Origin of the sequence: Achromobacter sp. 77 (assembly GCF_020541125.1) — a bacterium.
GTDB lineage: Bacteria > Pseudomonadota > Gammaproteobacteria > Burkholderiales > Burkholderiaceae_B > Achromobacter > Achromobacter mucicolens.
The window spans coordinates 835,255-859,165 of the sequence record NZ_CP059848.1 but is presented as its reverse complement, the minus strand read 5'-3'; the positions used below and the strand labels follow the sequence as shown (position 1 = coordinate 859,165).

20 protein-coding genes and 1 pseudogene are annotated in these 23,911 nt (G+C 63.3%); 15 read left to right on the top strand and 6 right to left on the bottom strand.

The window, feature by feature from the left end; all coding sequences use genetic code 11:
- Positions 1 to 14: 14 nt before the first annotated feature.
- Positions 15 to 1,607, bottom strand: a complete 1,593-nt coding sequence (locus H4P35_RS03875) for a peptidylprolyl isomerase (RefSeq protein ID WP_226848182.1) — start codon at positions 1,605 to 1,607, stop codon at positions 15 to 17.
- A complete protein-coding gene (locus H4P35_RS03870; protein WP_056322662.1) occupies positions 1,604 to 3,985 on the bottom strand; it encodes an LPS-assembly protein LptD in 2,382 nt (793 codons plus the stop codon). The genes H4P35_RS03875 and H4P35_RS03870 overlap by 4 nt, the downstream gene beginning before the upstream one ends.
- 168 nt (positions 3,986 to 4,153) lie before the next feature.
- On the opposite strand from H4P35_RS03870, the gene H4P35_RS03865 reads away from it, so the two are divergent.
- The 6 genes from H4P35_RS03865 (at position 4,154) to H4P35_RS03840 (ending at position 9,185) form a co-directional block, all read left to right on the top strand.
- Positions 4,154 to 5,194, top strand: a complete 1,041-nt coding sequence (locus H4P35_RS03865) for an aminoglycoside phosphotransferase family protein (RefSeq protein WP_226848180.1) — start codon at positions 4,154 to 4,156, stop codon at positions 5,192 to 5,194.
- The gene (gene murU, locus H4P35_RS03860) at positions 5,194 to 5,880 is read left to right on the top strand and encodes an N-acetylmuramate alpha-1-phosphate uridylyltransferase MurU (protein WP_226848178.1); all 687 of its coding nucleotides are present in this window, start codon (positions 5,194 to 5,196) and stop codon (positions 5,878 to 5,880) included. Before H4P35_RS03865 ends, murU begins: the two co-directional genes overlap by 1 nt.
- 146 nt (positions 5,881 to 6,026) lie before the next feature.
- Positions 6,027 to 6,725, top strand: coding sequence for a DUF6776 family protein (locus tag H4P35_RS03855; protein ID WP_056320887.1), 699 nt, complete (start codon positions 6,027 to 6,029; stop codon positions 6,723 to 6,725).
- A gap of 143 nt (positions 6,726 to 6,868) precedes the next feature.
- Positions 6,869 to 8,494 carry an FAD-dependent monooxygenase gene (locus tag H4P35_RS03850; RefSeq protein ID WP_226848176.1) on the top strand — a complete coding sequence of 542 codons (1,626 nt, stop codon included), beginning with the start codon at positions 6,869 to 6,871 and terminating at the stop codon, positions 8,492 to 8,494.
- Positions 8,491 to 8,733, top strand: coding sequence for a hypothetical protein (locus H4P35_RS03845; RefSeq protein WP_152383484.1), 243 nt, complete (start codon positions 8,491 to 8,493; stop codon positions 8,731 to 8,733). The genes H4P35_RS03850 and H4P35_RS03845 overlap by 4 nt, the downstream gene beginning before the upstream one ends.
- Entirely contained in the window at positions 8,730 to 9,185 is a 456-nt protein-coding gene (locus tag H4P35_RS03840; RefSeq protein ID WP_142050890.1) for a MarR family winged helix-turn-helix transcriptional regulator, read from the top strand. The genes H4P35_RS03845 and H4P35_RS03840 overlap by 4 nt, the downstream gene beginning before the upstream one ends.
- Before the next feature lie 42 nt (positions 9,186 to 9,227).
- Here H4P35_RS03840 and H4P35_RS03835 read toward each other — a convergent pair whose 3' ends face one another.
- The gene (locus H4P35_RS03835) at positions 9,228 to 9,554 is read right to left on the bottom strand and encodes a 4a-hydroxytetrahydrobiopterin dehydratase (RefSeq protein ID WP_062841672.1); all 327 of its coding nucleotides are present in this window, start codon (positions 9,552 to 9,554) and stop codon (positions 9,228 to 9,230) included.
- Between the two features lie 70 nt (positions 9,555 to 9,624).
- Positions 9,625 to 10,269 (bottom strand): OmpA family protein, encoded by a 645-nt coding sequence (locus tag H4P35_RS03830; RefSeq protein WP_062841671.1) that lies wholly within the window; start codon positions 10,267 to 10,269, stop codon positions 9,625 to 9,627.
- Between the two features lie 131 nt (positions 10,270 to 10,400).
- Between H4P35_RS03830 and H4P35_RS03825 the strand changes: the two genes are divergently transcribed.
- A complete protein-coding gene (locus H4P35_RS03825; protein ID WP_226848174.1) occupies positions 10,401 to 10,751 on the top strand; it encodes a hypothetical protein in 351 nt (116 codons plus the stop codon).
- A gap of 56 nt (positions 10,752 to 10,807) precedes the next feature.
- Here H4P35_RS03825 and H4P35_RS03820 read toward each other — a convergent pair whose 3' ends face one another.
- A complete protein-coding gene (locus H4P35_RS03820) occupies positions 10,808 to 12,733 on the bottom strand; it encodes a bifunctional UDP-sugar hydrolase/5'-nucleotidase (protein ID WP_226848172.1) in 1,926 nt (641 codons plus the stop codon).
- Between the two features lie 436 nt (positions 12,734 to 13,169).
- Between H4P35_RS03820 and H4P35_RS03815 the strand changes: the two genes are divergently transcribed.
- From H4P35_RS03815 to H4P35_RS03780, 8 genes are all read left to right on the top strand, one after another.
- Positions 13,170 to 15,080 (top strand): bifunctional diguanylate cyclase/phosphodiesterase, encoded by a 1,911-nt coding sequence (locus tag H4P35_RS03815; RefSeq protein WP_226848170.1) that lies wholly within the window; start codon positions 13,170 to 13,172, stop codon positions 15,078 to 15,080.
- A 188-nt stretch (positions 15,081 to 15,268) separates the two neighbouring features.
- Positions 15,269 to 15,778 carry a helix-turn-helix transcriptional regulator gene (locus H4P35_RS27250; protein WP_370638953.1) on the top strand — a complete coding sequence of 170 codons (510 nt, stop codon included), beginning with the start codon at positions 15,269 to 15,271 and terminating at the stop codon, positions 15,776 to 15,778.
- A gap of 367 nt (positions 15,779 to 16,145) precedes the next feature.
- Positions 16,146 to 16,382: a hypothetical protein gene (locus H4P35_RS03805; RefSeq protein WP_226848166.1), complete on the top strand. Its 237-nt coding sequence runs from the start codon at positions 16,146 to 16,148 to the stop codon at positions 16,380 to 16,382.
- Entirely contained in the window at positions 16,379 to 17,470 is a 1,092-nt protein-coding gene (locus H4P35_RS03800) for a DNA adenine methylase (RefSeq protein ID WP_226848164.1), read from the top strand. Before H4P35_RS03805 ends, H4P35_RS03800 begins: the two co-directional genes overlap by 4 nt.
- On the top strand, positions 17,467 to 19,698 hold the full coding sequence (locus H4P35_RS03795) for an N-6 DNA methylase (RefSeq protein ID WP_226848162.1): 2,232 nt from the start codon (positions 17,467 to 17,469) through the stop codon (positions 19,696 to 19,698). Before H4P35_RS03800 ends, H4P35_RS03795 begins: the two co-directional genes overlap by 4 nt.
- Entirely contained in the window at positions 19,691 to 20,287 is a 597-nt protein-coding gene (locus H4P35_RS03790) for a hypothetical protein (protein WP_226848160.1), read from the top strand. The genes H4P35_RS03795 and H4P35_RS03790 overlap by 8 nt, the downstream gene beginning before the upstream one ends.
- Entirely contained in the window at positions 20,277 to 21,416 is a 1,140-nt protein-coding gene (locus H4P35_RS03785) for an AAA family ATPase (RefSeq protein ID WP_226848158.1), read from the top strand. The genes H4P35_RS03790 and H4P35_RS03785 overlap by 11 nt, the downstream gene beginning before the upstream one ends.
- Positions 21,417 to 21,419: 3 nt before the next feature.
- Positions 21,420 to 22,724 (top strand): McrC family protein, encoded by a 1,305-nt coding sequence (locus H4P35_RS03780; protein WP_226848156.1) that lies wholly within the window; start codon positions 21,420 to 21,422, stop codon positions 22,722 to 22,724.
- Positions 22,725 to 22,755: 31 nt separating this feature from the next.
- On the opposite strand, the pseudogene H4P35_RS03775 reads toward H4P35_RS03780, so the two are convergent.
- Positions 22,756 to 23,889, bottom strand: a pseudogene (locus H4P35_RS03775) (IS3 family transposase).
- Positions 23,890 to 23,911: the final 22 nt, after the last annotated feature.

The window sequence follows — 23,911 nt, the reverse complement described above, 5'->3', positions numbered from 1 at the left end:
AGCCCGTAATGCGTTTAGCGGTTGTTCTGCTGGATTTTCTGCTGCTTTTCGAAGCGGTTGTCGACGTACGCCTGTGCGCGCAGTTGCTCGAGCCAGTCTTCGAAGGCCGGCTGGGCGCGGCGCTCGAACAGCGTCTGGCGGGCGCGCATGCGCGCCAGGTCGTCGGTCGCGTCGTGCTCGCGGCGCTCTTCCACCTGGATCAGGTGCCAGCCGAACGGCGACTGCACGGGCTGGCTGATTTCGCCAGGTTGCAGCGCGTTCATCGCGGCCTCGAACGGCGGCACGGTTTCACCCGGGTTCAGCCATCCCAGCTCGCCGCCTTGCGGCGCGCTGGCGTCCTGCGAATACTGGCGCGCCATTTCCTCGAACGTGGCGGCGCCATTGACCAGGCGCTGGCGAACCTGCTCCAGGCGCTGGCGGGCCAGATCATCGCTCATGACGGTCGAGGTCTTGATGAGGATGTGGCGGGCGCGCGTCTGCACGACCTGCGTCGGACCCTGGGGCGCCTGCTCGCGCGCGGCCGGCTGAGGCGCCGGTTGCGGCGCGGCTTGCGGCGCCGGGGCGCGGGCCGTGCGGCCGGGCGCGGGCTGGGCGGTGCCGCGGTCCATCACCTTGATGATGTGAAAGCCGTTGCCGCTTTGGATCAGCTGGCTGACCTGGCCCTTTTGCAGATTGCTGATGGCCTTGACGAAAAGGTCAGGCCAGCCGTCCAGCGGGCGCACGCCCATGACGCCGCCCTGCAGCGCCTCGGGGCCGTCGGACGATGCCGCGGCGAGGCTGGCAAAATCGTCGCCGCGCTTGGCTCGCGCCAGCAGACCTTCGGCCTTCTTGCGCAGCAGCGACAGTTGGTCGGGCGACGAGCCTTCCGGCACGCGCACCAGAATCTGCGCCAGCGCATAAAGCATGGGGCCGGCAGGCGCGGCGGCCTGCTCGGGCGCGGGCTGCGGCTGCACCTGGGGCTGCGCTTGCGCCGCCTGCGCAGGTGCCGCGCCAAAAGCCGGATTGCGGCGCTGGTCTTTCAGGAAGGCATCGACTTCCGCGTCGGAAATGACGATGGTCGAGTCGACCGCGCGCTGGCGCAGGCGATCCGAACGGATCTCGTCGCGCAGCGATTTGCGGTAGTTTTCCCAGGTCGTGCCGGACTTTTCCAGTTCCTGGCGCAGTTGCTGCACCGTGATCTTGTTGCGCGTGGCGATCGCCTGGATGGCGGTGTCGATCTGTTTGTCGTCAACCCGGATGCCGAGGCGGTCGGCTTCATGGCGCTGCACGCGTTCCATGATGAGACGCTGGAGCACCTGATGCTGCAGCGTCTGGTCATCGGGCACCTGGATGCCGCGCGACTTCAGTTCGCCGGCAATGCGCTGGGAAGCGTCGCGCAGTTCGCGCAGCGTGATCACGTCCTTGTCGACGATCGCGGCGATGCCGTCCACGAACTGCTCGCCCTTGGGCGCCGGCGCGTCCTGTTTCTGCGCGGCGGGAGCGGCCTTGGCGCTGTTGGCGCCGCGGCTGGTCTGCTCGGCCGCATGGGCGGCGGGCAAGCCGGCGCACAGGGCCAGCAGCAGCGCGTTGCCGGAGAGGCGGCGCAAAGAGTGCAACCTACGCATCATTCATACCTTTCAAATGTGGTCCCGGCCTGCGCGGGCGGCGTGACGCGCGTGTAACCGGGGATACTTCTGTTCAGCAGGCTCATGGGGTCGGTTCCGAGGGAACCCAGCCCCGTGAGCTCAAGCTGGAAGAACAGCGCGGAATTGGTGTCCGCCGCCGATACGGCGTAGCGCTGGTAGACCATGCGGCCCACCCAGCAGCAGTCGCCCTTGTACTCCAGGCCGGCGATGGCCTGCGTCACGCGCGGGGATTCCGTCGTATTGGCAATCGTACTGGACGGTCCGGAACGCAAAGAATAGTCGACCCGGCCCACACCGTACCACCGCTTGCTGAATGGCCATTGAACGGCCAGGCTGACCTGGTTCTGGCCCTGCGGCTGGTAGAACACGCCCGGCTGCGGATCGCGCTGGTAGCGGTAGGCCACCGCCACGGTGGTCAGGCGCTGGGGCGACCAGCGCGCGCTGATGAGCCCGCGCGACCAATTGTTGTCGTAGGGGTTGTACTGCGCGGCGAGGTCCGTGTTCAGCGTATCGGTCAACGCGGCGCTGACACCCACCAGGAAGTCGGAACGCACGTCCGTGCGCGGGGTTTCCAACGGCAGCGTGACTTTCTGGTCTTCGAAGTACAGACGCTGCGCCACGCCCACCGACAGGCGCTCGAATCCGCTGTCGGCATCGAGCCAGCGCGTCGTCAGGGCCGCGGTCAGCTGGTTGGCGTTGGCGATACGGTCCCAGCCGCCCGAGTAGATGTTCTCCTCAAACGCCTGGGTGAAGCTGAAGTCGGCCAGCGACGTATCGAAGACAGGAATCTTGGACTGGTCGCGGTACGGCACGTACAGGTAATACAGCCGCGGTTCGAGCGTCTGCGTGGACGATTTGCCGAACAGCGTGGTGTCGCGCTCGAAGATCAGGCCCGAGTCCAGCGACAGGATGGGCACCGTGCGGGACTGCGAGCGCGGCAGGCCATTGGCCGTGCCGCCGTTGAGCCCCTGCGCATCCACGCCATACCATTTGGTCTGATACGACGTGTAGTTCACGCCCGCCTTCGGGGTGATGAACCAGCCCGGGCGGACGATCGGATACGAGATCGTCGGGTAGGTCTGGAAGCGGTCGCCATCGGGGGCTCGCAACGCCGCGCCGTACTCCGGCATGCTGAAGCGCACCGCGGTCGAGGTCCAGTCCAGGTCGAAGCCGCCGACGTCGTACCGCGAACCGCGCAAGTAGATCTCGGGTTCCTTGTTGTACGGCGGAACCAGCGGCGCATCGGGATCCTGCAGCGTCTGGAACTTGTAGACCTGCGCGTAGGCGCTCCAGTAGTTGGAGACCCAGCCCACGCGGCCGCGTTGCGGCAGGTAAGTCGTGGAGGCCTGGTTCAGGCCCAGCTGCGAAATGTCGCGGAAGTAATTGTCGTCCGAGACCTTGGCGATATCCCAGTCGGCGTAGAAACCGTGCGAGAACTGCTGCTGATGGCGCCACCAGTACATCCAGCGGTCGTTGCCCGTCACGTCGTCATTGGGCAGGTAGGTGCCGTCCATAATGCCGCTGTACCCGTAACCCAGATAGCGGAACTCGCCGCCCAGCTGGGTGCCGCGCTTGGAGAAGTAGCGCGGCTGCACCGTCAGGTCGTAATTGGGCGCCAGGTTGAAGTAGTACGGAATCGAGATGTCGAAACCGCCCTGGCTGGTGGTGCCGTAAGTCGGGATCAGGAAGCCGGACTTGCGTTCGCGCTTGACCGGGAAGGTCATGTAAGGCGACGCCAGGATCGGCACATCCTTGAAGTACAGGACGCCGCCGCGGGCGACGCCTTCGTTTTCGTCGAAATCGATATCGACCGAATTGGCCTTGATGTACCAGGACGGGTTTTCGCACGGGCAGCCGCTGTACGTCACCGTGTGCAGCCGCATCTGCGACTTGCTGAAAATGTCCGCGTGGTCGGCGACGGCAAAGCCGCCGGTGGCGCCCAGCCAGAAGTTGGGCTTTTCGACCTCGCCGGAATACCGGTCCACGTTGAATGTGGCGGACGGGCCCGTGACCAGGGTGCCATCGCGCATCATGCGGGCATTGCCGCGGACGTCGACCTTGCCGGTGTCCTTGCGGTAATTGATCGCGTCGCCCTTGATCACGCCGTCGATGCGGCGCACCTGCGCGTTGCCGGTCAGGTTGAGCTCGTAGTCGGGATCGCCCGAAATCGTGTCCGCTTCCATGAAAGCGGGAATGCTCTCGTCGGGCAACCGGTGCATGCGCAGGCCAGGCGAGGTGCGCAATTGCGGGGTTGACGTGACCGACGGCGCGGAAGCAGCGGCGCCCGGGCTACTTTGAGCCTGGGCGGCTCCGGCGGCGACGCTGACTACGGAGAGGATCAACCACGGAACCTTGCGCACGAATGAAAACAGCCCTTTATGACCATGGGAGAGCCGCACAAAGACGCCCACGCGGCGCCAATGCTGACGGAAACGAGCCGGTATTATAGAGAAGCCGCGAACAACGCCCAGCCTTATGTTCGCCAAATCGAAATTTCCCCAATTTTGCCCTTCTGACACGGATCTTCCTTGAAAAACGATCACGACCCCCGCTTGGCGCAGGTGCGCAACTGGCTGCAAGGCCTGCCCCCTGCCCTGAACCTGGCCGTGGAGACGCTGCGCCCCGCGTCGGCTGACGCAAGCTTTCGCCGGTACTTCCGGCTGGACGCGGGATCGCGGACCCTGATTGTCATGGACGCCCCGCCCCAGCACGAGGACTGCCGCCCGTTCCTGCATGTGGACAAGCTGCTGGCGGACGCCGGGCTGAACGTGCCGGCCGTGCTGGCGCAGGACCTGGACCAGGGCCTGCTGCTGCTGTCCGATCTGGGCGAACAAACCTATTACCAGCGCATCCAGGACGGCATGGACGACGCCCAGTTGCAGACGTTGTACCGCGAGGCGCTGGCCGCCCTGGTCAAGCTGCAACAGGCCTCGACCGCCGGGCTGGGTGTCTACGACGGCGCGCGGCTGGCCGACGAGCTCAAGCTGTTCCCCGAGTGGTACGTGCAAAAGCACCACGGCGTGACGATGGACGACAAGACCGCCAATGCGATGGAAAAGATCTTCGCCCTGCTGTCGGCCAGCAACGCCGGGCAGCCGCAGGTACTGGTGCACCGCGATTTCCATTCGCCCAACCTCATGGTCTGCGACCAGCCGCAATACGGCCCCAACCCGGGCGTCATCGACTTCCAGGATGCGCTGGCCGGTCCCATCACCTACGACCTGGCGTCGCTGGTGACGGACGCCCGCACCACCTGGGAAGAACCGCAACAGCTCGACTGGGCGATCCGCTACTGGGAAATGGCGCGTGCGGCCGGCCTGCCGGTCGACGCCGATTTCGCCGAATTCCACCGCGCGTATGAATGGATGGGCCTGCAGCGCAACCTGCGGATCCTGGGCGTCTTTGCCCGCCTGAACCATCGCGATGGCAAGGCCCACTACCTGGCGCACATTCCACGCGTGAACGGCTACGTCCGCCAGGTGGCGCAGCGCTATGGCGTCTTCACGCCGCTGCTGCGCCTGCTGGACCGCCTGGACGACCGCCAGGTCAGCGTCGGGTACACGTTCTGATGCGCGCCATGATTCTTGCCGCGGGCCGCGGCGAACGCATGCGCCCGCTGACCGACCGCCTGCCCAAGCCCATGCTGCCGGTCGGCGGCAAGCCGCTGATTGTCTGGCATCTGGCGCGCCTGGCCGCGGCCGGCATCCGCGACGTCGTCATCAATCACGCCTGGCTCGGCCACGAAATCGAACGCGCGTTGGGCGACGGCGCCGCGCACGGCGTGCGCATCAGCTATTCGGCCGAAGCCGCCGCGCTGGAGACCGCGGGCGGCATCGCCCAGGCGCTCCCCCTTCTGGGCGACGACCCGTTCCTTGTCGTCAATGGCGACATCTGGTGCGACTGGAATCCGGCCGACGCGCACGACGCCGCCGGCCTCGTGACGCAGGGCGGCGCATGGCTGCTTCTGGTGGACAATCCCGCGCACCATCCTGCCGGCGACTTCGTCCTGACGGCCGAGGGGCGCGTGCTGGCGCAGGGCGAGCCCCGTTTGACCTTTGCAGGCGTCGGCGTCTACCATCCTTCGTTGTTCGCGGACGTCCCGCGCGGCCAGGCCGCGCCGCTGGCGCCGCTGCTGCGGCAGGCGATGGGCCAAAACCAGGTGCGCGGCGCGCGGCATGCCGGCCGCTGGACCGACGTCGGCACCCCGCAACGGCTCGCCGACCTGGACGCGGAACTGGCCAGCGCGGCCGCGTGACGCTCACATATTTCACAATATCAACGTGCGCAACGAGGCTTGTCCGCGCACGCAACGCCCCCGGCTAACGGGGTATTCTCTGACGCTTTGGCATGCGCGCGCGCCTGCCCACGAGCACATACACAGGAAGTTTTCTAGGAATGGGGATGTTTGGAAGATCGCAACGGGCCACGTTCAAGCCCTCCGTATACCAACCGGGACAACGCACGCGCCGCATGCCGCGCTGGCTCGTTCTGCTGCTGGTTGGCATTGCGCTTGGCGCGGGCGGCGTGCTCTTCCTGCAAACCAACTACGGTCCGCAACGCCTGACCGTCGAACAATCCGAACAGCTGCACAGCGAGCTCAGCGCCTCCAACATGGAGCGCCAGCGCCTGCAGACCCAGCTTGAAGAAGCTACCCAGCAGCGCGACGCCAACAAGGCCGGTCACGAAAAGCTGACCACCGACCTGGCGGAAAGCCGCGCCAAGATCGAAACCCTGAACAAGGAACTGGTGCTGTTCCAGGACGCCATGCCGCCCGACCCCCGCGGCGGCAACCTCGGCATCCGCTCGGCCACCTTCAAGCGCGCCCCCGGCCTGCTCGACTACCAAGTGCTGGTGATGCGCGAAGAACGCACGGGCGCGCCCTTCAAGGGCACGCTGACCTTCGCCATCGAAGGCTCCTACCCCAACGGCCGCTCCGCCACCGTGACGCCGGAAGGCCCCGCGCTGACGGTCGACCGCTACGACTACGCGCTGGGCCAGCTCAAGCTGCCCGACGGTTTCACCGCCAAGGTCGTGGTGCTGCGCGTGCTGGACGCCAATCAGAAGCAGCAGGCGATGCGGATCTACAACGTACGCAACTGACACACGCCACTGATGGCCGCCAATCGGCCTGAACCGGCCCCCAAACCCGCCCCTCGGCGGGTTTTTTATCGCCTTCAAAAATTAGTTGCGCGCGCAACATGCCGAGCATATAGTTGCGCAAACAACCAAATTCTGGAGACAGCATGACGCTCCCCTCGCACGTTCCCGTCCTGATCGCCGGCGGCGGTCCGGTCGGTCTGACCCTGGCCGCCCTGCTCGCCGAGTACGGCATCGCCTCCCTCACCGTTGAGGCCGATGAAGGCTATTGCAGCGGCAGCCGCGCCATCTGCATGTCGCGCCGGTCGCAGGAGATCCTGGGCTGGATCGGCGCCGACCGGCCGCTGATCGACACGGGTCTGGCCTGGACGGGCGGGCGAAGCTACTACCGCGACCGCGAAGTCCTGCACTTCCAGATGCCGCACGATCCCCTGCAGCGGTACGCCCCGATGGTGAACATCCAGCAGTACTACGTGGAGGAATTCGCGCACCAGGCCATGCGTCGCCATCCCGGCCTCGCCACGCTTGCCCGGTCGGCACGCGTCACGGCCGTGCAGCCCGGTCCGGACGGCGTATCGGTCGAGGTTGAGGCGGACGGCGCCCGCCAGACGGTGCGCGCCGATTGGCTCGTCGCCTGCGACGGCGGCCGCAGCACCGTGCGCGACGCGATGGGCTTGAAGCTGGAAGGCATGCAGTACGAGGGGCGCTACGTCATCGTCGACATCGAACAGGAATCGCAACGGCCCGTCGAACGCCTTGCGTGGTTCGATCCGCCCTCCAATCCGGGATCCACGCTGCTGATGCATCGCCAGCCCGGCAACGTGTGGCGCGTCGACTACCAGATCCGCGACGACGAAGACCCCGACGAAGCCGTCAAGCCGGAAAACGTGCTGCCGCGCGTGCAGAGCCACCTGGACATGATCGGCGAGACCGCGCCCTGGAAGCCGCTCTGGATCTCGATCTACAACGCCAAGTGCCTGACGCTGGATCGCTACCGCCACGGCCGCGTGCTGTTCGCGGGCGACGCGGGCCACCTCGTGCCGATCTTCGGCGTGCGCGGCCTGAATTCCGGGCTGGACGACGCCGGCAACCTGGCCTGGAAACTTGCCTGGGTGCTGAAGGGCCAGTCGCCCGACGCCCTGCTGGACAGTTACAGCATCGAGCGCGTCCATGCCACGCGCCAGAATCTGGCCTACGGCGCCAAGAGCACGGAATTCATGGCGCCGCCGGACTTCGGCTTCCGGCTCATGCGCGAGGCCGCGCTGCGCCTCGCGCTGGTGGACGACGGCGTGCGCTCGCTCATCAATCCCCGCCAGTCCGCGCCCATCTCGTACGACACCTCGCCCTTGAACCGCGAGGACCGCGCCCCCGAGGCCGGCCCGGCGGCCGCGCCGGGCCAACCCGCGCCCGACGTGCTGCTGCAGGATGGCGACGCGCCGCAATACCTGACCGCCCATTTCGGCGCGGGCTTCGTGGCGCTGGCCATTTCGCCCGACCCGGCAGTGTCGGCCGCGCTGGATGCGCTGGCCGCGGCCACGCAGGACGCGCCGCGACCACTACAGGTGTTGCGTGCCGGCCCCGGCGGCCTGGCCGACCCGCACGGCCAGCTCGCCTTGCGTTACGGCCACCAGGCCGGCGCCGTCTACCTGCTGCGCCCCGACGGCTATGTGCTGGGACGCTGGGTTGCGCCTGCCGCCGCCGACCTGCGCGCCGCGTTGGCGCCCTACTACCCCTCGCTCACTTCCACCGCCACCTCGAAAGGCCACGCATGAATCCCGAAGCCCTGGACCAGGTCTACACCCGCATGGCACAGACGCTCACGCGCGTCGGCGAATCGCGCGCGCCGCTTTTTCTGTCGATACTCGGCTTGTCGCTGCTCAGCCGCCTGCCGTCGGCCGAAGAAGCCCTGTCGCTGCTGGCGCAGGCCGAAGCCGCCAGCCTGGATGACGGCGGTGTGGCAAACTATCCGGCCTCATCCTGCGCGGGCGCCGATCCCGCCCGTCCGACGTGAAAACGCCCGCCCTGGAACGATTCCTCACCTATCGCCTTCACGTGCTCAACAAGATCACGGACCGCGACACGAATCGGGCCTATCTCAAGGACTGCGACATTCCGCTTGGCGAGGCGCGGTGCCTCGCCGCCATTGGCCGGTTTGCACCGCTGTCGGTCAACGACCTGGCGCGCGCCGCCAACCTGAACAAGGGCCAGGCCAGCCGCTCGGCGCAGGCGCTGGTGGATCGCGGGCTTGTCGAAAAGACGGTCTCCGCGTCCGACGGACGCGGCGTGGTGCTGGCGCCGACCGCCGACGGCCTGACGCAGTACCGCCGCATCGTCGACCTCATTGCGCGCCGCAACGACGAAATCTTCGGCTGCCTGACCGCCGATGAACAGCAGCAATTCGGCGACATGCTCGACCGCCTGATCGGCCACCTGCAAACCGAGGCCGGCGACACGGCGGACTGAGCAGCGGGCCGCTCGGCCCGACCACTCCGCCAGCCGCCAAGGTCAGGGTTGCGCTTTGGGCGCCGTCGCGCCCGCGTGTTCGGCCGCCTCATCCATGAACTGCGCCATCCGCACATCCAGCTCGGTCACACCGCCCGCGTCATGCGTGGTCAGCGTCACGTCCACGCGGTTGTAGACGTTGGTCCACTCGGGATGATGGTTCAGCTTTTCCGCGAACATCGCCACCCGCGCCATGAAGCCGAACGCGGCGTTGAAGTTGGGAAAGCGATAGCGCTTTTCGATGGCATCGCGCATGGCCACGGCCTGCCAGCCGGTGAGCGCGGCAACCGCGGTATCGGTACCGATGCAGGCGGGAGGAAAATCGCTCATGACAGACTCCGGAAAGAAAAGGCGGCCGCGCATCGCGCCAGCCGCCTGACAGCAAGGAACGCGCCCGTGCTTACTGCCGGACCGCGTACAGGTAGATTTCCACGCGCCGGTTCAGCGCGCGCCCTTCGGCCGTCGCATTGTCGCCGATCGGATCGTTCGGACCGCGGCCTTCCACGGACAGACGCGTGCCCGCCACACCCTGCTTGGCCAGGTAATCGGTCACGCTCCTGGCGCGGTTCACCGACAGCGTCTGGTTATGCGCAAGCGAACCCGTGCTGTCGGTATGGCCGACCACCTTGGCCCGCAGCTCGGGATGCTGGTTCAGCGACCGCGCCACGCTATCGAGCACCGGCAGCAACGCCGGCTTGAGCTGCGTCTTGTCCGTATCGAACGACACGCCGCTGGGAATATTGACCTTCAGGCTGCCGTCGGGCATCTCCACGACGTCGATGCCCAGCGATGAGGCGCCGGAACTTTGCACGTCCTCCTTGACCACCTTCCAGTTGTAGCCCACCAGGCCGCCCGCCACCGCACCGATGCCCGCGCCGATCGCCGCGCCCTTGCCGTGCCCGATCAGCGCGCCAATGCCAGCGCCCAACGCCGCGCCCGCGCCCGTACCGACAGCAGTATTCGTTTGCTGTTGCGTCGCGCAACCGGCCAGCAGCACGCCCGCGGTCGCAAGCACGGCGATCCGGTTGATTGTTCTTGAGTTCATGGCAACCTCCACTGTCCATCCAGATACCGGTTCATTCCGGCGAGGATCATGCTAGCAAGGGGCTGCGGGGCGTCGGGCAACATTTTGTACGCACGCCGAGCGATATGATGCCGCTATCAGCGGAGGCTCCCATGACCGTGGCACGCACTTACTTTCTAGATAGAACCAGCGCCGAACAGCTTGCCGGACTTTGCAGCAACCGGCAGGACTTCCATCTGGAAAACGTCGAGGCCCTGAATCCGACGCTAGCGCGCCTTAAGGCCCTGTTGACCGAAAGCGGCCTGAGCTGCGAGGTCATCCAGGCGCCGCTCAATCCGCCGCCAGGCGTGGACGACCTGCTGAACGTGGCCGCGCCGGCTTTCGGCCTGCTGTCCGGGCTGGTCCGCGCCGCAGGATGGGCGACGCGTCCGGCCAGCGATGTGCAGCTACGGGTAACGTCGGCGCATTCGCTGAGTGTGGTGTTCGCCAACGCTGCCAAATGATCGACGTTTTCTAGCCGGCCGCGCGCCAGGCCGACCCCCTGGCGCGCGGCCCACGATCACGGCTGCCAGTTATGCGTGCTGTAGCGGTCGTTGTCGATGCGGTTCAGGATCGGCAGTCCGGTGCCCGCGTCCTTGGTCTGCATGTCGATGTAGGCCTGGAACACGTCGGCGTCCAGCACACCGATGTCGGAACGGCGCTCGGACGGCACGTTGGCCAGGGTGGCGTAACCATCACCGCCCGTCGCATTGAAGCTCAGCACGAAGAGGCGATAGGTGCGCGCATTGTCCAGCGGCAGCCACGTGCCGGTTGCCTGATCCAGGTACTGAAAGTTGCTGGCGCGGCTGCCCTTCGCGTTGGAGGCCGTCACGTCCCAGCGCAGGCCTGCCGCGTAGGGATAAGGACCGTCCTTGCCGCCCGGCTTGTACGTCGCGTCCAGACCGTCCTCGACCATGGACCGGACCTCATTGGCGGTCAGGTCCAGGCGCCACAGCATGTTGCCGAACGGCACGACGGCGATCACGTCGGCCGCCGTCACGGTGCCATTCAGGGCGCGTCGCACACCGCCGCCGCTTTGGAGCGTCATGTCGGCGCCGCCGTATTCGGCGTTGGCCACATCAAGATACGCTTGCGCCACCAGTTGCTGGATGTCGCCGCCGCGCAGGGCGACGTTGCCTTCGCTTTCGCAAGCCGGACTGGCTGCATTGCTGGCGGGCGTGGGGCCCGGAATGCGGCGAAAGCACAGCTCCAGCGGCACCTGCGCAACGTTGGTCTTGCTGAAGATGTCGATCTTGTCCTTGAAGGGTTTCAGCACTGACAACGCCGCAGCGTCCAGCGTCTGCTCACGCAGGAAACCGCTGGCCGCAACCTCGGCCTTGAAGGCGGCGCGGTCGGCGTCGGAGGCCGCAACCAGGGCACTGCCCGACTTGACGCGGTAGTCGGTGTCGATCAGCACGTGGGGCGTGCCGGCGCAGTTCGTCACGTCGCCGTTGGCGTCGAAGCTGACCTTCAGTTCACCCACGACTTGCGAGTATTCCCATGCCTGCACCAGGCAGACGGGTTTGCCGTCCTTGTCGGCCAGACGGGTCGGATAGGCGCCGCCCGGCGTGCCCACGGCCATCGTCTTCATCGAGTCGGGACCCAGCAGCGTGTGCGAATCGCCGCCCACCACCACGTCCACACCGCTCAGCTTGGCAATCACTTCCTTGTCATAGCCGTAGCCGATGTGGCTGAGCAGGATGATCTTGTTGACGCCATCGGCGCGCAGCGCGTCAATCTGCCCCTGCGCAGCCACGGCTTCGTCGGTGAACGTCGTGTCCGCATTGGGGCTCGACGATTCTTTGGTCTTGCTGGCGATGGTCAGGCCGACGATGCCGATCTTCTGGGCGTCGCGCTCGACGACAATGGCAGGCTTGATCAGATCGGTGCCCTGCAGCGGCGAACTGGCGCCAAACGCGACGTTCGCACTCAGGACGGGCGTCTGGCACGCGCCGGCATGCAAGAAGTCCACAAAGCGCTTCAGCCCGTCGTCGCCCTTGTCGAATTCATGGTTGCCCACCGCCATGGCATCGAAGCAGACCGTGTTCATCAGCGCGGCATCGGCCTCGCCCGGCGCGCCGGCGCGGTTGAAATACAGCGTCCCGGTCTGCGCATCGCCCGCATGCAGCTTCAGCACGTTCGGCGAATTCGCGGCCAGTTGGTCGATGGCGGCTTTCACGCGCGGCATGCCCGCGGCCGACACGGTCACGTCGGTATCGACCCCGGCTGCATTCTTCAAATTCAGCGTCTTGTCCTTGCCGTCCAGCGTGGAATGGTGGTCATTGATGTGAAGGATCGTCAGTTCCAGCGGCCGGGCCTGCGCGGGCGGCTCCTCGATGACCGGCGGCGTTTCGTCATCGCTGCCATTGTCGCCGCCACACCCCGCAATCAGCGTCATCGCACTCATGACGGCGCAGGCGAGCACATTCCGATTCCAGAACTTCATTTCCTTTTTCCCGTGGAAGCTGTTCGAGGCCCGCATTCTGTGTGCCGCGCATGACGCAACGATGAATGCAAGCTGAAAACCTTTCACGCAAAAAAATGATTGTTTTCGGCCGGCGGGTAATGGTTTTGACTCGTTTTGCACGTACCGCGCGGGCTCGCGCGCGCGACCCTGGCGCCCCGAGTGATCGCGCAATCGCGTCCCGCCGCGCGCTGGCAAACGGAAGAAAGCTGCGCTAAATTCGAAAACGGAATATTCAGTTACAGGTGTGTCGGCGAATCTTTGATGATCACGTCACACTTCGATACTGGTTCTTCGGCGCCTCCCGCGCGCCCAAACAGGCCACCGGCCAGGACGGTGATACGTTGCGCGGCCCGGCCAAGCAACGCCGGGAAATCCAGAACGGCGCAGGACAAGGAGAAATAAAAGGAGGCTGTAGATGAAATGCCCCCCGCCTTTGCCAAGCGAGACCGAAAGACTGCGCGCCCTGTCGGAATATGGGCTGGATGCGCGGCGCGCGCTCCCCAGTCTTGATCCGGTCGTTCACATTGCGTCGCGCATGTTCAACATGCCGGTGTCGGCCATCAACATGATCGGCAGCGATCACGTCTTCTTTGCGGCCAGCACGGGCTTCGAAGAGACGGACATGCGCCGCGACGTCTCCTTTTGTGCCCACGCAGTCTTGCAGGACGACGTCATGGTCGTGCCGGATGCCCGGCTGGACGATCGCTTTCACGACAACCCCCTCGTCTGCGGGGCGGCAAGCATCCGGTTCTATGCCGGCGTGCCATTGAATTCCCCCGAAGGCCATCCGCTGGGCGCGCTGTGCGTCATCGACACGCAACCGCACACCGACTTCAGCGACGAAGACAAGGACCGGCTGCGCGAACTGGCCCGAATGGCCTCCGACCGCCTGGAGCTTCGGCGTGTCGAGGTCAACGCCGAACGCGCCCGAAAAATAAGCGATCTGGCCTCGGTCGAGCGGCAGACGCATCTGGCCGCACCGCGTGCCGGCGCGGACTCCTCGCCCATGCGGCATGATGAGGACGCACGCAAATTCACCGGCTTCGATCCGCTGACCGGCCTGGCCAACCGCGGCGTCTTCTATCGGCGCGTGGAAGAAGTCCTGGCGCGCCCGTCTCCCGCCGCCATCCTGATGCTGGATCTGGATGGCTTCAAGGACATCAACGACACCCTGGGCCACGCGATCGGCGACGCCTTCCTGCGCGAACTTGCGGCGCGCCTGGAGGCGACGGCGGATCCCTGCGACACCGTCGCCCGCCTGGGCAGCGACGAATTCGCCATCCTGCAGCAAGACGTCGGCGACCTGACGCAAGCGACGGAATTGGCGCAACTGGCCCTCGCGCGGATTGCCGAACCCTTCCACATCGGCGGGCAGGAGCTTCGGCTCACAGCAAGCTGCGGCATGGCCATTGCGCCGCTGCACGCCCACGAAGCGCTCGAGCTCGTCGGCAACGCCGATCTCGCCCTGGTCAAGGCCAAGGCGGGCGGCCGCGGCCGCGTCTCCGTCTTCGCCCCCAACCTGCGCCTGGAAGCCGTCGCACGCCGCCTGTATGGCATGGAGCTGCACCGCGCGGTCGCCAAAGGCGAATTCCTGCTCTTCTACCAGCCGCAGATCCACCTGGCCACCGGGGCGCTGACCGGCGCCGAAGCGCTGCTGCGATGGCGTCATCCCCAACTGGGCCTGCTGGCGCCGGCGGTCTTTCTTCCCTCCTTGGAGAGCGGACCGCTGGCGGCCACCGTGGGCTCATGGGTGTTGAACGAAGCGTGCGGCCAAGCCGCGTTCTGGCGCCGCAGCGGCTTGCACGACTTCCGCATCGCCGTAAACCTTTTCGGCGCGCAGTTCCGCGAAGGAGACCTGGCGGCCGAGGTCGCGCAGACGCTCGACCGGCACGGCCTGCCGCCCGAGGCGCTGGAACTGGAAATCACCGAAAACATCGTGCTGAACCACGACGCCGCGGTGCTGGAAATGCTGCAGCGCCTGCGCGCGCAAGGCGTGGGCATCTCGTTCGATGACTTCGGCACGGGGTATGCGTCGCTGAGCCTGCTGAAGACCCATCCCATCACGCGCATCAAGATCGACCGCTCGTTTGTCAGCGGCATGCTGGACTCGCACCGCGACGCCACCGTGATCCGCGCCATCGTGGACGTGGCGCGCAGTTTTGACCTGAACACCATCGCCGAAGGCATCGAAACGGATGCGCAACGCGAATGGCTGCTGGCCGAGCATTGCGAAGAGGGACAAGGGTATCTGTTCGGCAGGCCGCTACCGGCGCAGCAGTTTGCGCAGGCGTTTGGGATCGAGACGGCGTTGCGGATATTGGCGTAAGGGTTGCGCGCACCAGGCCAATAATTGCGAAGCAATGCAAAAAGCCCACCGAAACCGGTGGGCTTTTTGATGTACGGCCAAAGAATTCTGGTGGGCTGTGAGTGGCTCGAACACTCGACCTACGGATTAAGAGTCCGTTTTAGGGGTGTTTTGCAAGGGCCAGACCAGCATGAATATCTATAAAAATCATGAGCTTAGCTTACCGGCACTTACCGCGACATAAGGCACTTTACTGCGGTCAGTGCGTTAAAAGTGCGGTCAATTTCGATGGCGCCGACGCGGATTGTACGAGCTACTGGAGTCTCCCGTACAAACGTTTTTGGTACTACGAGTCCGGTATGGGTAGCCCACGTTCTTATACTCTGGGCTGGCATGTGCCAGTGCCTCCGGATATCCCGATGGAACCCCTTTTCACGCCTGAGCAACTGGCCGCCGCACTGGGACTTTCTGTGCAGACGCTCTATAACCGCCGTACTCGTGGAGAGTCGCTACCACCATGCATCAAGCTGGGACGTCAGTTGCGCTTCTTCCTGGCGGACGTCCAGAACTGGCTTGAAGCGCAACGGGATGGTAGTGGAGTCCACCTAGCGGATCATTTACGCGAACCCGGGCATGCTCATCAAGCGGACCCTCCACGCCGACGTGGCCGTCCGACCAACAGCGACGAGATTCGGAGGCGTTCACCTCTACTGGCCTGAAACTCATCGTGCTGCCGTCTTTCAAGCAAAGTATGAGCCGTACTCGTTGTACCTGCGGCGAACGATCCAATCGGGGCCGACCTCCGACATCGCAGATTCTAGACAGAGCAAAACGCACGCAGTAGGGACTGCGCTGCTGATGAATTGCCCCTCGACTTCATACCCGTCGACATCAACGTTCTCAAACTAAACCTCAGTTGTTTAGCGACTCTGACTTCAAGGGAGCAGCACTACATCATCGGTTACAATAAAAGAAACAGTTTGAAAATATTCGAGCACATTGGTGTTTTTGTTGATTCCTTGGGCGCGACGAAGTGCTGGATGTCTATACACTAACGCAATTGCACAGACACTTGCGGGGCACACCATGCGATTCACTGACACCAAAAGCGAGACCCTAAACCTGCGGGTCTCCCCGACCTTCAAGCAGCTGCTCAAAGAGGCCGCAGACCACGAACAACGCAGCATGGTGAACATGCTCGAAGTGCTGCTGGGGGACTACTGCGACCGCAAGAGCATCGTGCCCCCTGGCCAAAAAGCGCCCCCTTCTGGTCACAAGCGCGCGCGTGCTGACCGAAGGGCGCACGTGGGAGCGCCAGCATGACCTTCCGCTACATTGGCTCAAAGTCCAGACTCATTGACCAGATCTCGGTCCACATGGGGCGCCCGAAACAGGATGCCTTCTTTGTGGATGCCTTCTGTGGCACCGGGGTGGTGGCTGAGGCGGCTGCTGACTTGGGCTGGAACGTGCGAATCAACGATAGCTTGCACTCTGCGGTGATTTCCGCAGGCGCGCGCCTCATTAGCATAGAGCAAGCGGCTTTTAAGAAGCTCGGTGGCTATGCCAAGGCCATCGCCAAACTCAATGCCGCAAAGCCCAAACACGGTTTCATGTGGCGCGAATACAGCCCTGCGTCGGTGGACACGTGTGGCCTTGAACGGCGCTACTTCACCCAGGAGAACGCAGCGCGCATCGACGCGATGCGCGCATTGATTCGTGAATGGGTGGAGGCCGGAACCATTGATGAAGTGGAAGAGCGCCTGCTCATTGCAGACCTCTTCGGCGCGCTCAATCGTGTTGCCAACATTGCGGGCACGTTTGGCTGCTTCCTGTCCAAGTGGACTAACCAATCGCAAGACAAGATTGCCATGCGTTGCCGCGAGCTCAAAGCCAATGGTGTGCTCGTGGAAGCCACCGTTGGCGATGTGTTTGACGTGCCCAATGCCGTAGAGGACTTGGTTTATCTGGACCCTCCTTACACCAAACGCCAATACGCGAGCTACTACCACATCCTCGAAACCGTGGCCTTGGGGGATGAGCCCGAAGTGGAAGGCGTTGCTGGCCTGCGCCCATGGAAGGGCCTTGCTTCGGACTTCTGCTACAAGACCCGAGCACTCAAAACGCTCTCGCGTCTGGTGAGTGGTTTGAAGGCACGAAAAGTCCTGCTCTCCTACAGCAGCGAAGGGCACATCTGCATGCAGGATATGAAGGCCGAGCTCTCGAAGATTGGTAAGTCGACGATGCACCAGCTGGGAGCCATTGGCCGCTATCGACCCAACAAGGTCGCCAGCAGCACAGCGTCTGATGTGAACGAATTCTTGGTGGTCGTGGAGCGCCCCGAGGCACAGCTTCTCAAACAACCCCAGACCGTCAAGGCGACCAAACCCTTCCTCGTGGAGAGCTATGCATGAGTGCACCGCGCCCCATTGAGGCGGAGTACCTTTCCCCAGCAGAAGCGGCACTCACGCGCGCAGTGGGAGGGGGGCATGGGCCAGCGAGTTTTGAGCTCCGTCTCCAAGTGTTGGAGGCGGCATCAGCGCGCTTTGGTGGGTTTGACCTGGCGGCTTTTCACGAGGCGTTTGAAGTCAAGAGCAAGCGCCCAGCAGCAGAGCTGTTGGAGCTGGCCGTTCCTGTGGCCAGTACTATTGATCGCTCACCGATTCATCCTGCCTTGGCGCTGAGTGCCTTGGCACGTGAAGCCCTACATGAACAGGACCGAAAGAGTACGGGTGCGTACCACACAGACTTTCGCCTAGCGACACGCTTGGCACAGCTTGCAGCCCCAAAGCTCACCCATAAAAGCCGGGTGATTGATCCAGCCAGTGGTGCGGGGATCTTGCTTGCAGCACTGACCCACGCGGTGTGTGGAATGGACCGTGCCAAGACCGCGCATTGGCTGGCTCATGGCGTGTGTGCCGCAGACCTCTCGGCCAATTCTTTGCGTGCAACACTGCTGGCGCTGGCCTCCTTTACCGACGATATATCGGCTCTCAAAGCCATGCGCCAGCGTTGGTACTGCGGCGATAGCTTGATGGCAGATCGCAGGGTCTGGACCGCGATGGCCCCAAAGGGGTTTGATGCGGTGATCGGGAACCCACCATGGGAAAAGGTCAAGCTCTCGCGGCACGAGTTCTTGAAGTCCTCGGGCGCTAAGCGCCACTACGGGGCACAGATTCACGGGCTCGATGAAGAGCGCTTTTCCCGGCAGCGCGACGAGGTAGCCAGCTACTCTCGGCGCCTCTTGGCTCGCTACCCCGACTTGGGCAATGGGGAGCCAGACCTCTACATCGCGTTCACAGACCTCTTCTTTGAGCTGTGCAAAGGACAGGGCGTTGTCGCAGCACTGATCCCGGGTGGCCTCATTCGTTCGCAAGGCACTCAGGCCATGCGGCAGAAGATTTTTGACGCGAGCCAAGGCGTGTCGCTCTCGATCATCGATAACCGTGCACGGTTCTTTGCCATCGACACCCGCTTTAAATTTCTGGCTGTGGCCCTCACGAAGGCTGGCTCTGAAAAGAGCAAGCGTGAGCCCATCAGCCTCTTGCACGAGCGGGGCACTCCTACGGGGTTGGAGACGACAGGCGCGGCCACCATTGGGCGTGCAGCGCTGGCAGCAGTCCGAGACGATTTGAGCCTACCTGAGGTTCGTAGCCTTGCCGAGTGGAAGCTCTTCTCGAAGATTGCAGAAGCAGGGGTGTCGTGGGAGGAGCCGGGCTGTGGCTGGACTCCGAAGTTCTGCCGTGAAGTCGATATGACCAAGGAACGTCCGAAGTTCCTGAGTCGTGCCACGCCAGGTGCACTGCCCTTGGTGGAAGGTCGCATGGTGCAGGCACATCGCTTTGGTGTGAAAGGACACGTGTCTGGCACAGGCCGCAGCGCATTGTGGGAGGCTTTTCCCATCGGAGGCTCGCGCCTCGCCCCCCAATTTTGGATTCGTCCCAGCGACATGCCCCGTGCCAACCAGCACCGTGCGGACGTGCTGCGCGTGGGCTTTTGCGATATTGCAGGCCAGACTAATGAGCGCGCGCTCATGGCCTCGTTGATTCCGGCTGGGGTGGTCTGTGGCAACAAAGTGCCCACGATCCTTTTCCCCGATGACCCCTCGGAAGAGCGGCTGCTGGTGTGGGTGTCCATCGCCAACAGCTTTACTTTCGACTGGATGCTTCGGCGCGTGCTCACCACCACGGTGAACTACTTCCTGCTGCAAAGCGTGCCCTTGCCAAAGCTGGCCAAAGAGGGCTTGCCGTGGAAGAAGCTGGTGAGCGCTGCGCGTGAGCTGCGTACACTCGATGGCGCTGGGGCTACCCGTGAAACCTACGAGCGCATGGCGCAGCTTCGGGGGGAAATTGATGCCGAAGTGGCCGTGGCCTACGGGCTCGATTTAAAGGACATGGAGTTGGTGCTCCAAGACTTCCCGATTTTGGATCGAGGTCAATTGGGACTGCCCGGAGAGGCCAAGTCCACGATTACCCGAGATTGTGTTTTGGCCGCTGTGGCAAAACGCACAGGAAGTCGGTCTACAGTTTGGTCGCGCCGTGCGGTGGAGGCACGTGCGTTGGGGGCAATGCCTTATGTGCCCTCAGAGCTCGCCCTCGGAGGCGAAGAAATCGAAAAAGAAGGAGCCCAAAGTCATGGTTAGTGGAGCGGGGCAAGTTGCCCGAATTCTGTACAAGGAAATCGTCGCAGGGGACCTGAGGAAAATTCTCGCCCAGTCCAACGATTCGGACACGGGCGGTGGTGCCCGCGATTTTCGATTTGGCTCATTTAAAAAACTGCTGCCTGTCATCACGCAGATGTTTCCCAAGAAGGCCAAGGAAAATCGCAAACGCGATGGAGTGGTCGAGGAAATAGACGTATTTCAGGGGGAGTTCTTCTGGCACGACGCGAACGGTCAGCTTGTACGCAAAGACTCCTTCTTTGAGCCTCCGACTGATGCCCGCCGGTCCGAAGGCCGCATCGCACGAGTGCATGAGTACGGCTGTTTTGACACCAGCCTCGTTCCCAAGGGTGGCCAGGGCAACCGCGTTTTGCTCCTACTGATCCAGTTGAACGATGGATCGGTGTGGCCCTACTACGTAGAGGAACAGCCCCTGCGCATCAGGGGCAAGTGGGACCCCGTGGTAGCTGACGCATTGGTGGCCTGTTTGGATGCTAAACGTGCGGTCAATCGCGCAGTGATCGGCTACCGAGATTTTACCAACGGGGGCAAGCACTGCGATGGCAAGTGAAGAGTGCAAACACGCGCTAAAGCTGCTCGCGCGTTCACGCAACGTGCTGGTGTCTGGCGCCCCCGGTACGGGCAAATCGAAGCTTCTGGCTGAGGTTGCTCTGGCCTTTGAAACGGCCTTTGGACTTGCTCCCGCTGGTGGTCCACCGCAGCTCAATCCCATGGGTGGCATCCCCATCCCACCTGCTCCTGGGGCCGTCAAAGACATCCCTGCACCCACGAAGATTGACCGCAAAGTCTTTCGGACGGTCTTCCACCAAAACTCCAAGTACCGCGACTTCGTTTCGGGCATCACGCCGGCAGTCAACAAGGCGGCAGGAGACCCAGACTTCGCCATCGTGAAAGGCACGCTGTACCGCGCCAGTGAGCACGCAAAGAGTGCCAATGGGGCCGCACTGTTGATCATCGATGAGATCAACCGAGGCCCCGCGGTGCAGGTATTCGGTGGTTCTATCGTGGCCATCGAGTCCGATAAACGTCTGGCCTCCGATGGTGCCAAACATGCGGAGACGCAGTACTTTGAAATGCTTGATCCTGCCACTGGCGATGTGATCGAGTACGCGTTGCCTCATGACCTCTACATGCTGGCCGCCATGAATCAGGCCGATGCGTCAGTGGAGCCTTTGGATGTGGCCTTCTTGCGCCGTTGGGAGCCCCTGCGTTTGGAGCCCGATGAAGCGGCGTTGCGAACCTTCTACGGCCTGGGTGACAAGAGTGCAAACGCGTTGCCTGATACGCCTACCAATGTCAGCGATGCATTGGAGGCGTCGGTTCGTGCATGGGTGGCTGTCAATGCACAGATTGCGTTGGGGCGTGGCCCCGAGTTTCAGATCGGGCATGGCGTGCTCATGTCCGGTCTGAAGCCCCAGACCCTAGCACTTCCCGAAGCGTTGGGCGCCCTATGTGTGGGTTGGGCCAAGGTGCGGGCACATGTGGAAGAGGTATTCTTCGGAGACACTCGAGGAATCGCCGCAGTCCTCAATGCACTCGATGGCCCGGCCTTCAATCCCTTCAAGCTCACCGAGACGACCTTCGCGGATGACCTGAGGTTTCGTCTGGAAGGCCCTACGAATTTTGCTGAGGGCGACATCTACGCAGCCCTTCGGGCATTTGCCAACCCCAGGGGGTAGCGCGTGGCGCACACCCGAACACGGCTGTCCCTCGTTGAATACGGAGCACCGGTTGACCTGAGCCGTGCGATCGCCGAGGCCATTGGGATAGATCGCACAAAGGCCAACAGCCTGTTGAGGGAGGCTGGGAATCGTGCTGCGTCGAGCCTTCGGCTCAACTACAACCCCATCAGTGTGGATGCCATAGGCGCACGGGCCTTCGACTTTGCGGGCCTCATTCGCTTGGCTCCTTCACTGGAACTGGAAGTTGCGCCCAAGTTCTTGGGGCTTGATGACACCGACGCCGCCTGGCGCGAGGACTTCTTTTTTATCTCCACGCTATCGCGTCATGGACGGCTCTTGACCTCTGAGCGCTTGTCTGCCTCAGGAGGCACACCTCGGGACCTCTCGACATTGGTGGCGCGCTCCATCACCAGCATGTACGAGGCCCGAAAACGCCGCCCACTACGCAGCTACCGGAGGGTACGTGAAACAGATTTTTTTATTGATGGGGACCCCGATCCGGTGGATCTCATCTTTCCGTCGCCCGATGGCTTTGAACAAGATCTCATTCGCTTTGATCGCAGGAACGTTTGGAACGCGGACATCGTGGCTGCGGCCAAAGTGCTCCTGCCTGAGGTGAGTGATCCATCGGCTGCGGGATCCTTGGTGAGATTGATTGAAGACCTCTTGCCTCAAAACGCGCCTGCCAATCGTCGCAAACCTATCCCCGCACGACACAGTGCGTGGAAGCCACTGCACGAGCTATCCATTGATGTGCTTGGAGGTTTGGGCCTCAACTACAAGCAGGGGCAGGCGCATGCTCCAGGCTACTTGGTCCATACCTGGCGGGTGTGGGAAGACCTTCTGACGGTCGCTTCACGCTTGGGCTTTGGCCGTAAGGCCGTAGTGCCTCAACGAGGCTACCCCTTGGGCACCAAGACCAAGATCAACACGGGCACTGTGAGCAAGCTTTCGGTATATCCAGACTGCGTGATTGAGCCCGAAGGCACACGCCCAAGGATGCTGCTGGATGCCAAGTACAAGGGCCACGTGGAGAAGGGGCAACTTCGCATTAGTGAGGCAGACATCTACGAGGCTTTGGCCTTCTCGAAGGCCTCCGGATGCAACTTGGTAGCACTGGTATATCCGGCACAGCCTGGCGACGCTCCTCAGCCTGTGGGCACCTGCACGGTCTTTGAAAAGGCTGTGGTCGATGCGGTCCAGATCGTGGGCATCCAGATCGAGAGCCGTTTGATTTCCAAGACGGGCGCCCTCAGGGTGTTCGCCGCCAACATGGCTGCTGGGGTGGCAGCATCCTTTGCCTGACCGATTTGAGGACGGTAACCTGCCCCCAGACTTAGTACGGCACCGACATAGAGTCCAGGGGTAAAAATCGTTGTTGCCGATGCGCCCGAACAAACTGCTCCGGCGTTAAGTATCCCAGCGCGCTATGCGGGCGTTCGGTGTTGTACTCGACGCGCCAGTCTTCGACCGAGGATTTGGCTTGGCGCAGCGACATGAACCAATGCTCATTCAGGCATTCATCGCGGAGTTTTCCGTTGAAGCTCTCGATGTATGCATTCTCCACGGGCTTGCCTGGTCTGATGAACGACAGCTTCACGCCGACCTGATAGGCCCAAGCATCCAAGGCCCTGCCGGCAAATTCCGGGCCGTTGTCCACGGTGATGGATTTGGGCAACCCACGCAGTTCCGCAAGCCGTTGCAGCACCTGCGCCACCCGCAATCCCGGCAGTGATGTATCGATCTCGATGGCAAGACACTCGCGCGTGTAGTCATCGACGATGTTCAAGCACCGGAACCTGCGGCCATAGGCCAGACCGTCGGACACGAAGTCCATCGACCAGCTCTGATTCGGCGCCGCCGCAACGGGACGAACTACCCGTTCTGCGGGAGCGATGCGCTTGCGGCGACGCTTACGAACGCTCAAGCCGGCTTGGCTGTAAAGCCGCCAGACCCGCTTGTGATTCGTCTGCCAGCCTTCACGACGCAGCAGAATATGGATGCGCCGATAGCCGTAGCGTCGCTTGAGCGCCGCCATCTCCTTCATGCGCTCGGTCAATGCCACATCGCCCGTACGCTTGCTTTCATAAGCGAATAGCGATTGGGAAATGCCTATCAGCCCGCAGGCCCGGATGACACCGATGCCGCGCTCGGCCATCAACCTTTTGACCGCTTCGCGTTTGGCCTGCGGGCTTGCTACTTTCGGCTCAAAAGGTCCTGAAACACCGCCTTGTCCAGCATCGATTCAGCCAACAGCGTCTTGAGCTTGTTGTTCTCTTGCTCCAGCTCCTTCAGTCGCTGGGCCTCCGAGACGGTCATACCGCCGAACTTCGCCTTCCAGTTGTAGTAAGTGGCCTCCGAGATCCCGTGCTTGCGGCACAGTTCGGCCACCTTGGCCCCTGCCTCGGCCTCCTTCAGCACCCCGATGCTGTTCTTCCGTAAATCGTTTCTTTGTGAACGGGCTCCACATCGATTTCGTACTAACCACGGGG

Excerpts from the sequence above, each read along its gene's own strand:
- H4P35_RS03790 (WP_226848160.1), top strand. The coding sequence starts at position 19,691 with ATGGTTAGTGGAGCGGGGCAAGTTGCCCGAATTCTGTACAAGGAAATC.
- H4P35_RS03845 (WP_152383484.1), top strand. The coding sequence starts at position 8,491 with ATGAATCCCGAAGCCCTGGACCAGGTCTACACCCGCATGGCACAGACG.
- H4P35_RS03835 (WP_062841672.1), bottom strand. The coding sequence starts at position 9,554 with ATGAGCGATTTTCCTCCCGCCTGCATCGGTACCGATACCGCGGTTGCC.
- murU (WP_226848178.1), top strand. The coding sequence starts at position 5,194 with ATGCGCGCCATGATTCTTGCCGCGGGCCGCGGCGAACGCATGCGCCCG.
- H4P35_RS03800 (WP_226848164.1), top strand. The coding sequence starts at position 16,379 with ATGACCTTCCGCTACATTGGCTCAAAGTCCAGACTCATTGACCAGATC.
- H4P35_RS03830 (WP_062841671.1), bottom strand. The coding sequence starts at position 10,269 with ATGAACTCAAGAACAATCAACCGGATCGCCGTGCTTGCGACCGCGGGC.
- H4P35_RS03850 (WP_226848176.1), top strand. The coding sequence starts at position 6,869 with ATGACGCTCCCCTCGCACGTTCCCGTCCTGATCGCCGGCGGCGGTCCG.
- H4P35_RS03875 (WP_226848182.1), bottom strand. The coding sequence starts at position 1,607 with ATGATGCGTAGGTTGCACTCTTTGCGCCGCCTCTCCGGCAACGCGCTG.
- H4P35_RS03855 (WP_056320887.1), top strand. The coding sequence starts at position 6,027 with ATGTTTGGAAGATCGCAACGGGCCACGTTCAAGCCCTCCGTATACCAA.
- H4P35_RS03805 (WP_226848166.1), top strand. The coding sequence starts at position 16,146 with ATGCGATTCACTGACACCAAAAGCGAGACCCTAAACCTGCGGGTCTCC.
- H4P35_RS03785 (WP_226848158.1), top strand. The coding sequence starts at position 20,277 with ATGGCAAGTGAAGAGTGCAAACACGCGCTAAAGCTGCTCGCGCGTTCA.
- H4P35_RS03795 (WP_226848162.1), top strand. The coding sequence starts at position 17,467 with ATGAGTGCACCGCGCCCCATTGAGGCGGAGTACCTTTCCCCAGCAGAA.
- H4P35_RS27250 (WP_370638953.1), top strand. The coding sequence starts at position 15,269 with ATGAGCTTAGCTTACCGGCACTTACCGCGACATAAGGCACTTTACTGC.
- H4P35_RS03825 (WP_226848174.1), top strand. The coding sequence starts at position 10,401 with ATGACCGTGGCACGCACTTACTTTCTAGATAGAACCAGCGCCGAACAG.
- H4P35_RS03820 (WP_226848172.1), bottom strand. The coding sequence starts at position 12,733 with ATGAAGTTCTGGAATCGGAATGTGCTCGCCTGCGCCGTCATGAGTGCG.
- H4P35_RS03815 (WP_226848170.1), top strand. The coding sequence starts at position 13,170 with ATGAAATGCCCCCCGCCTTTGCCAAGCGAGACCGAAAGACTGCGCGCC.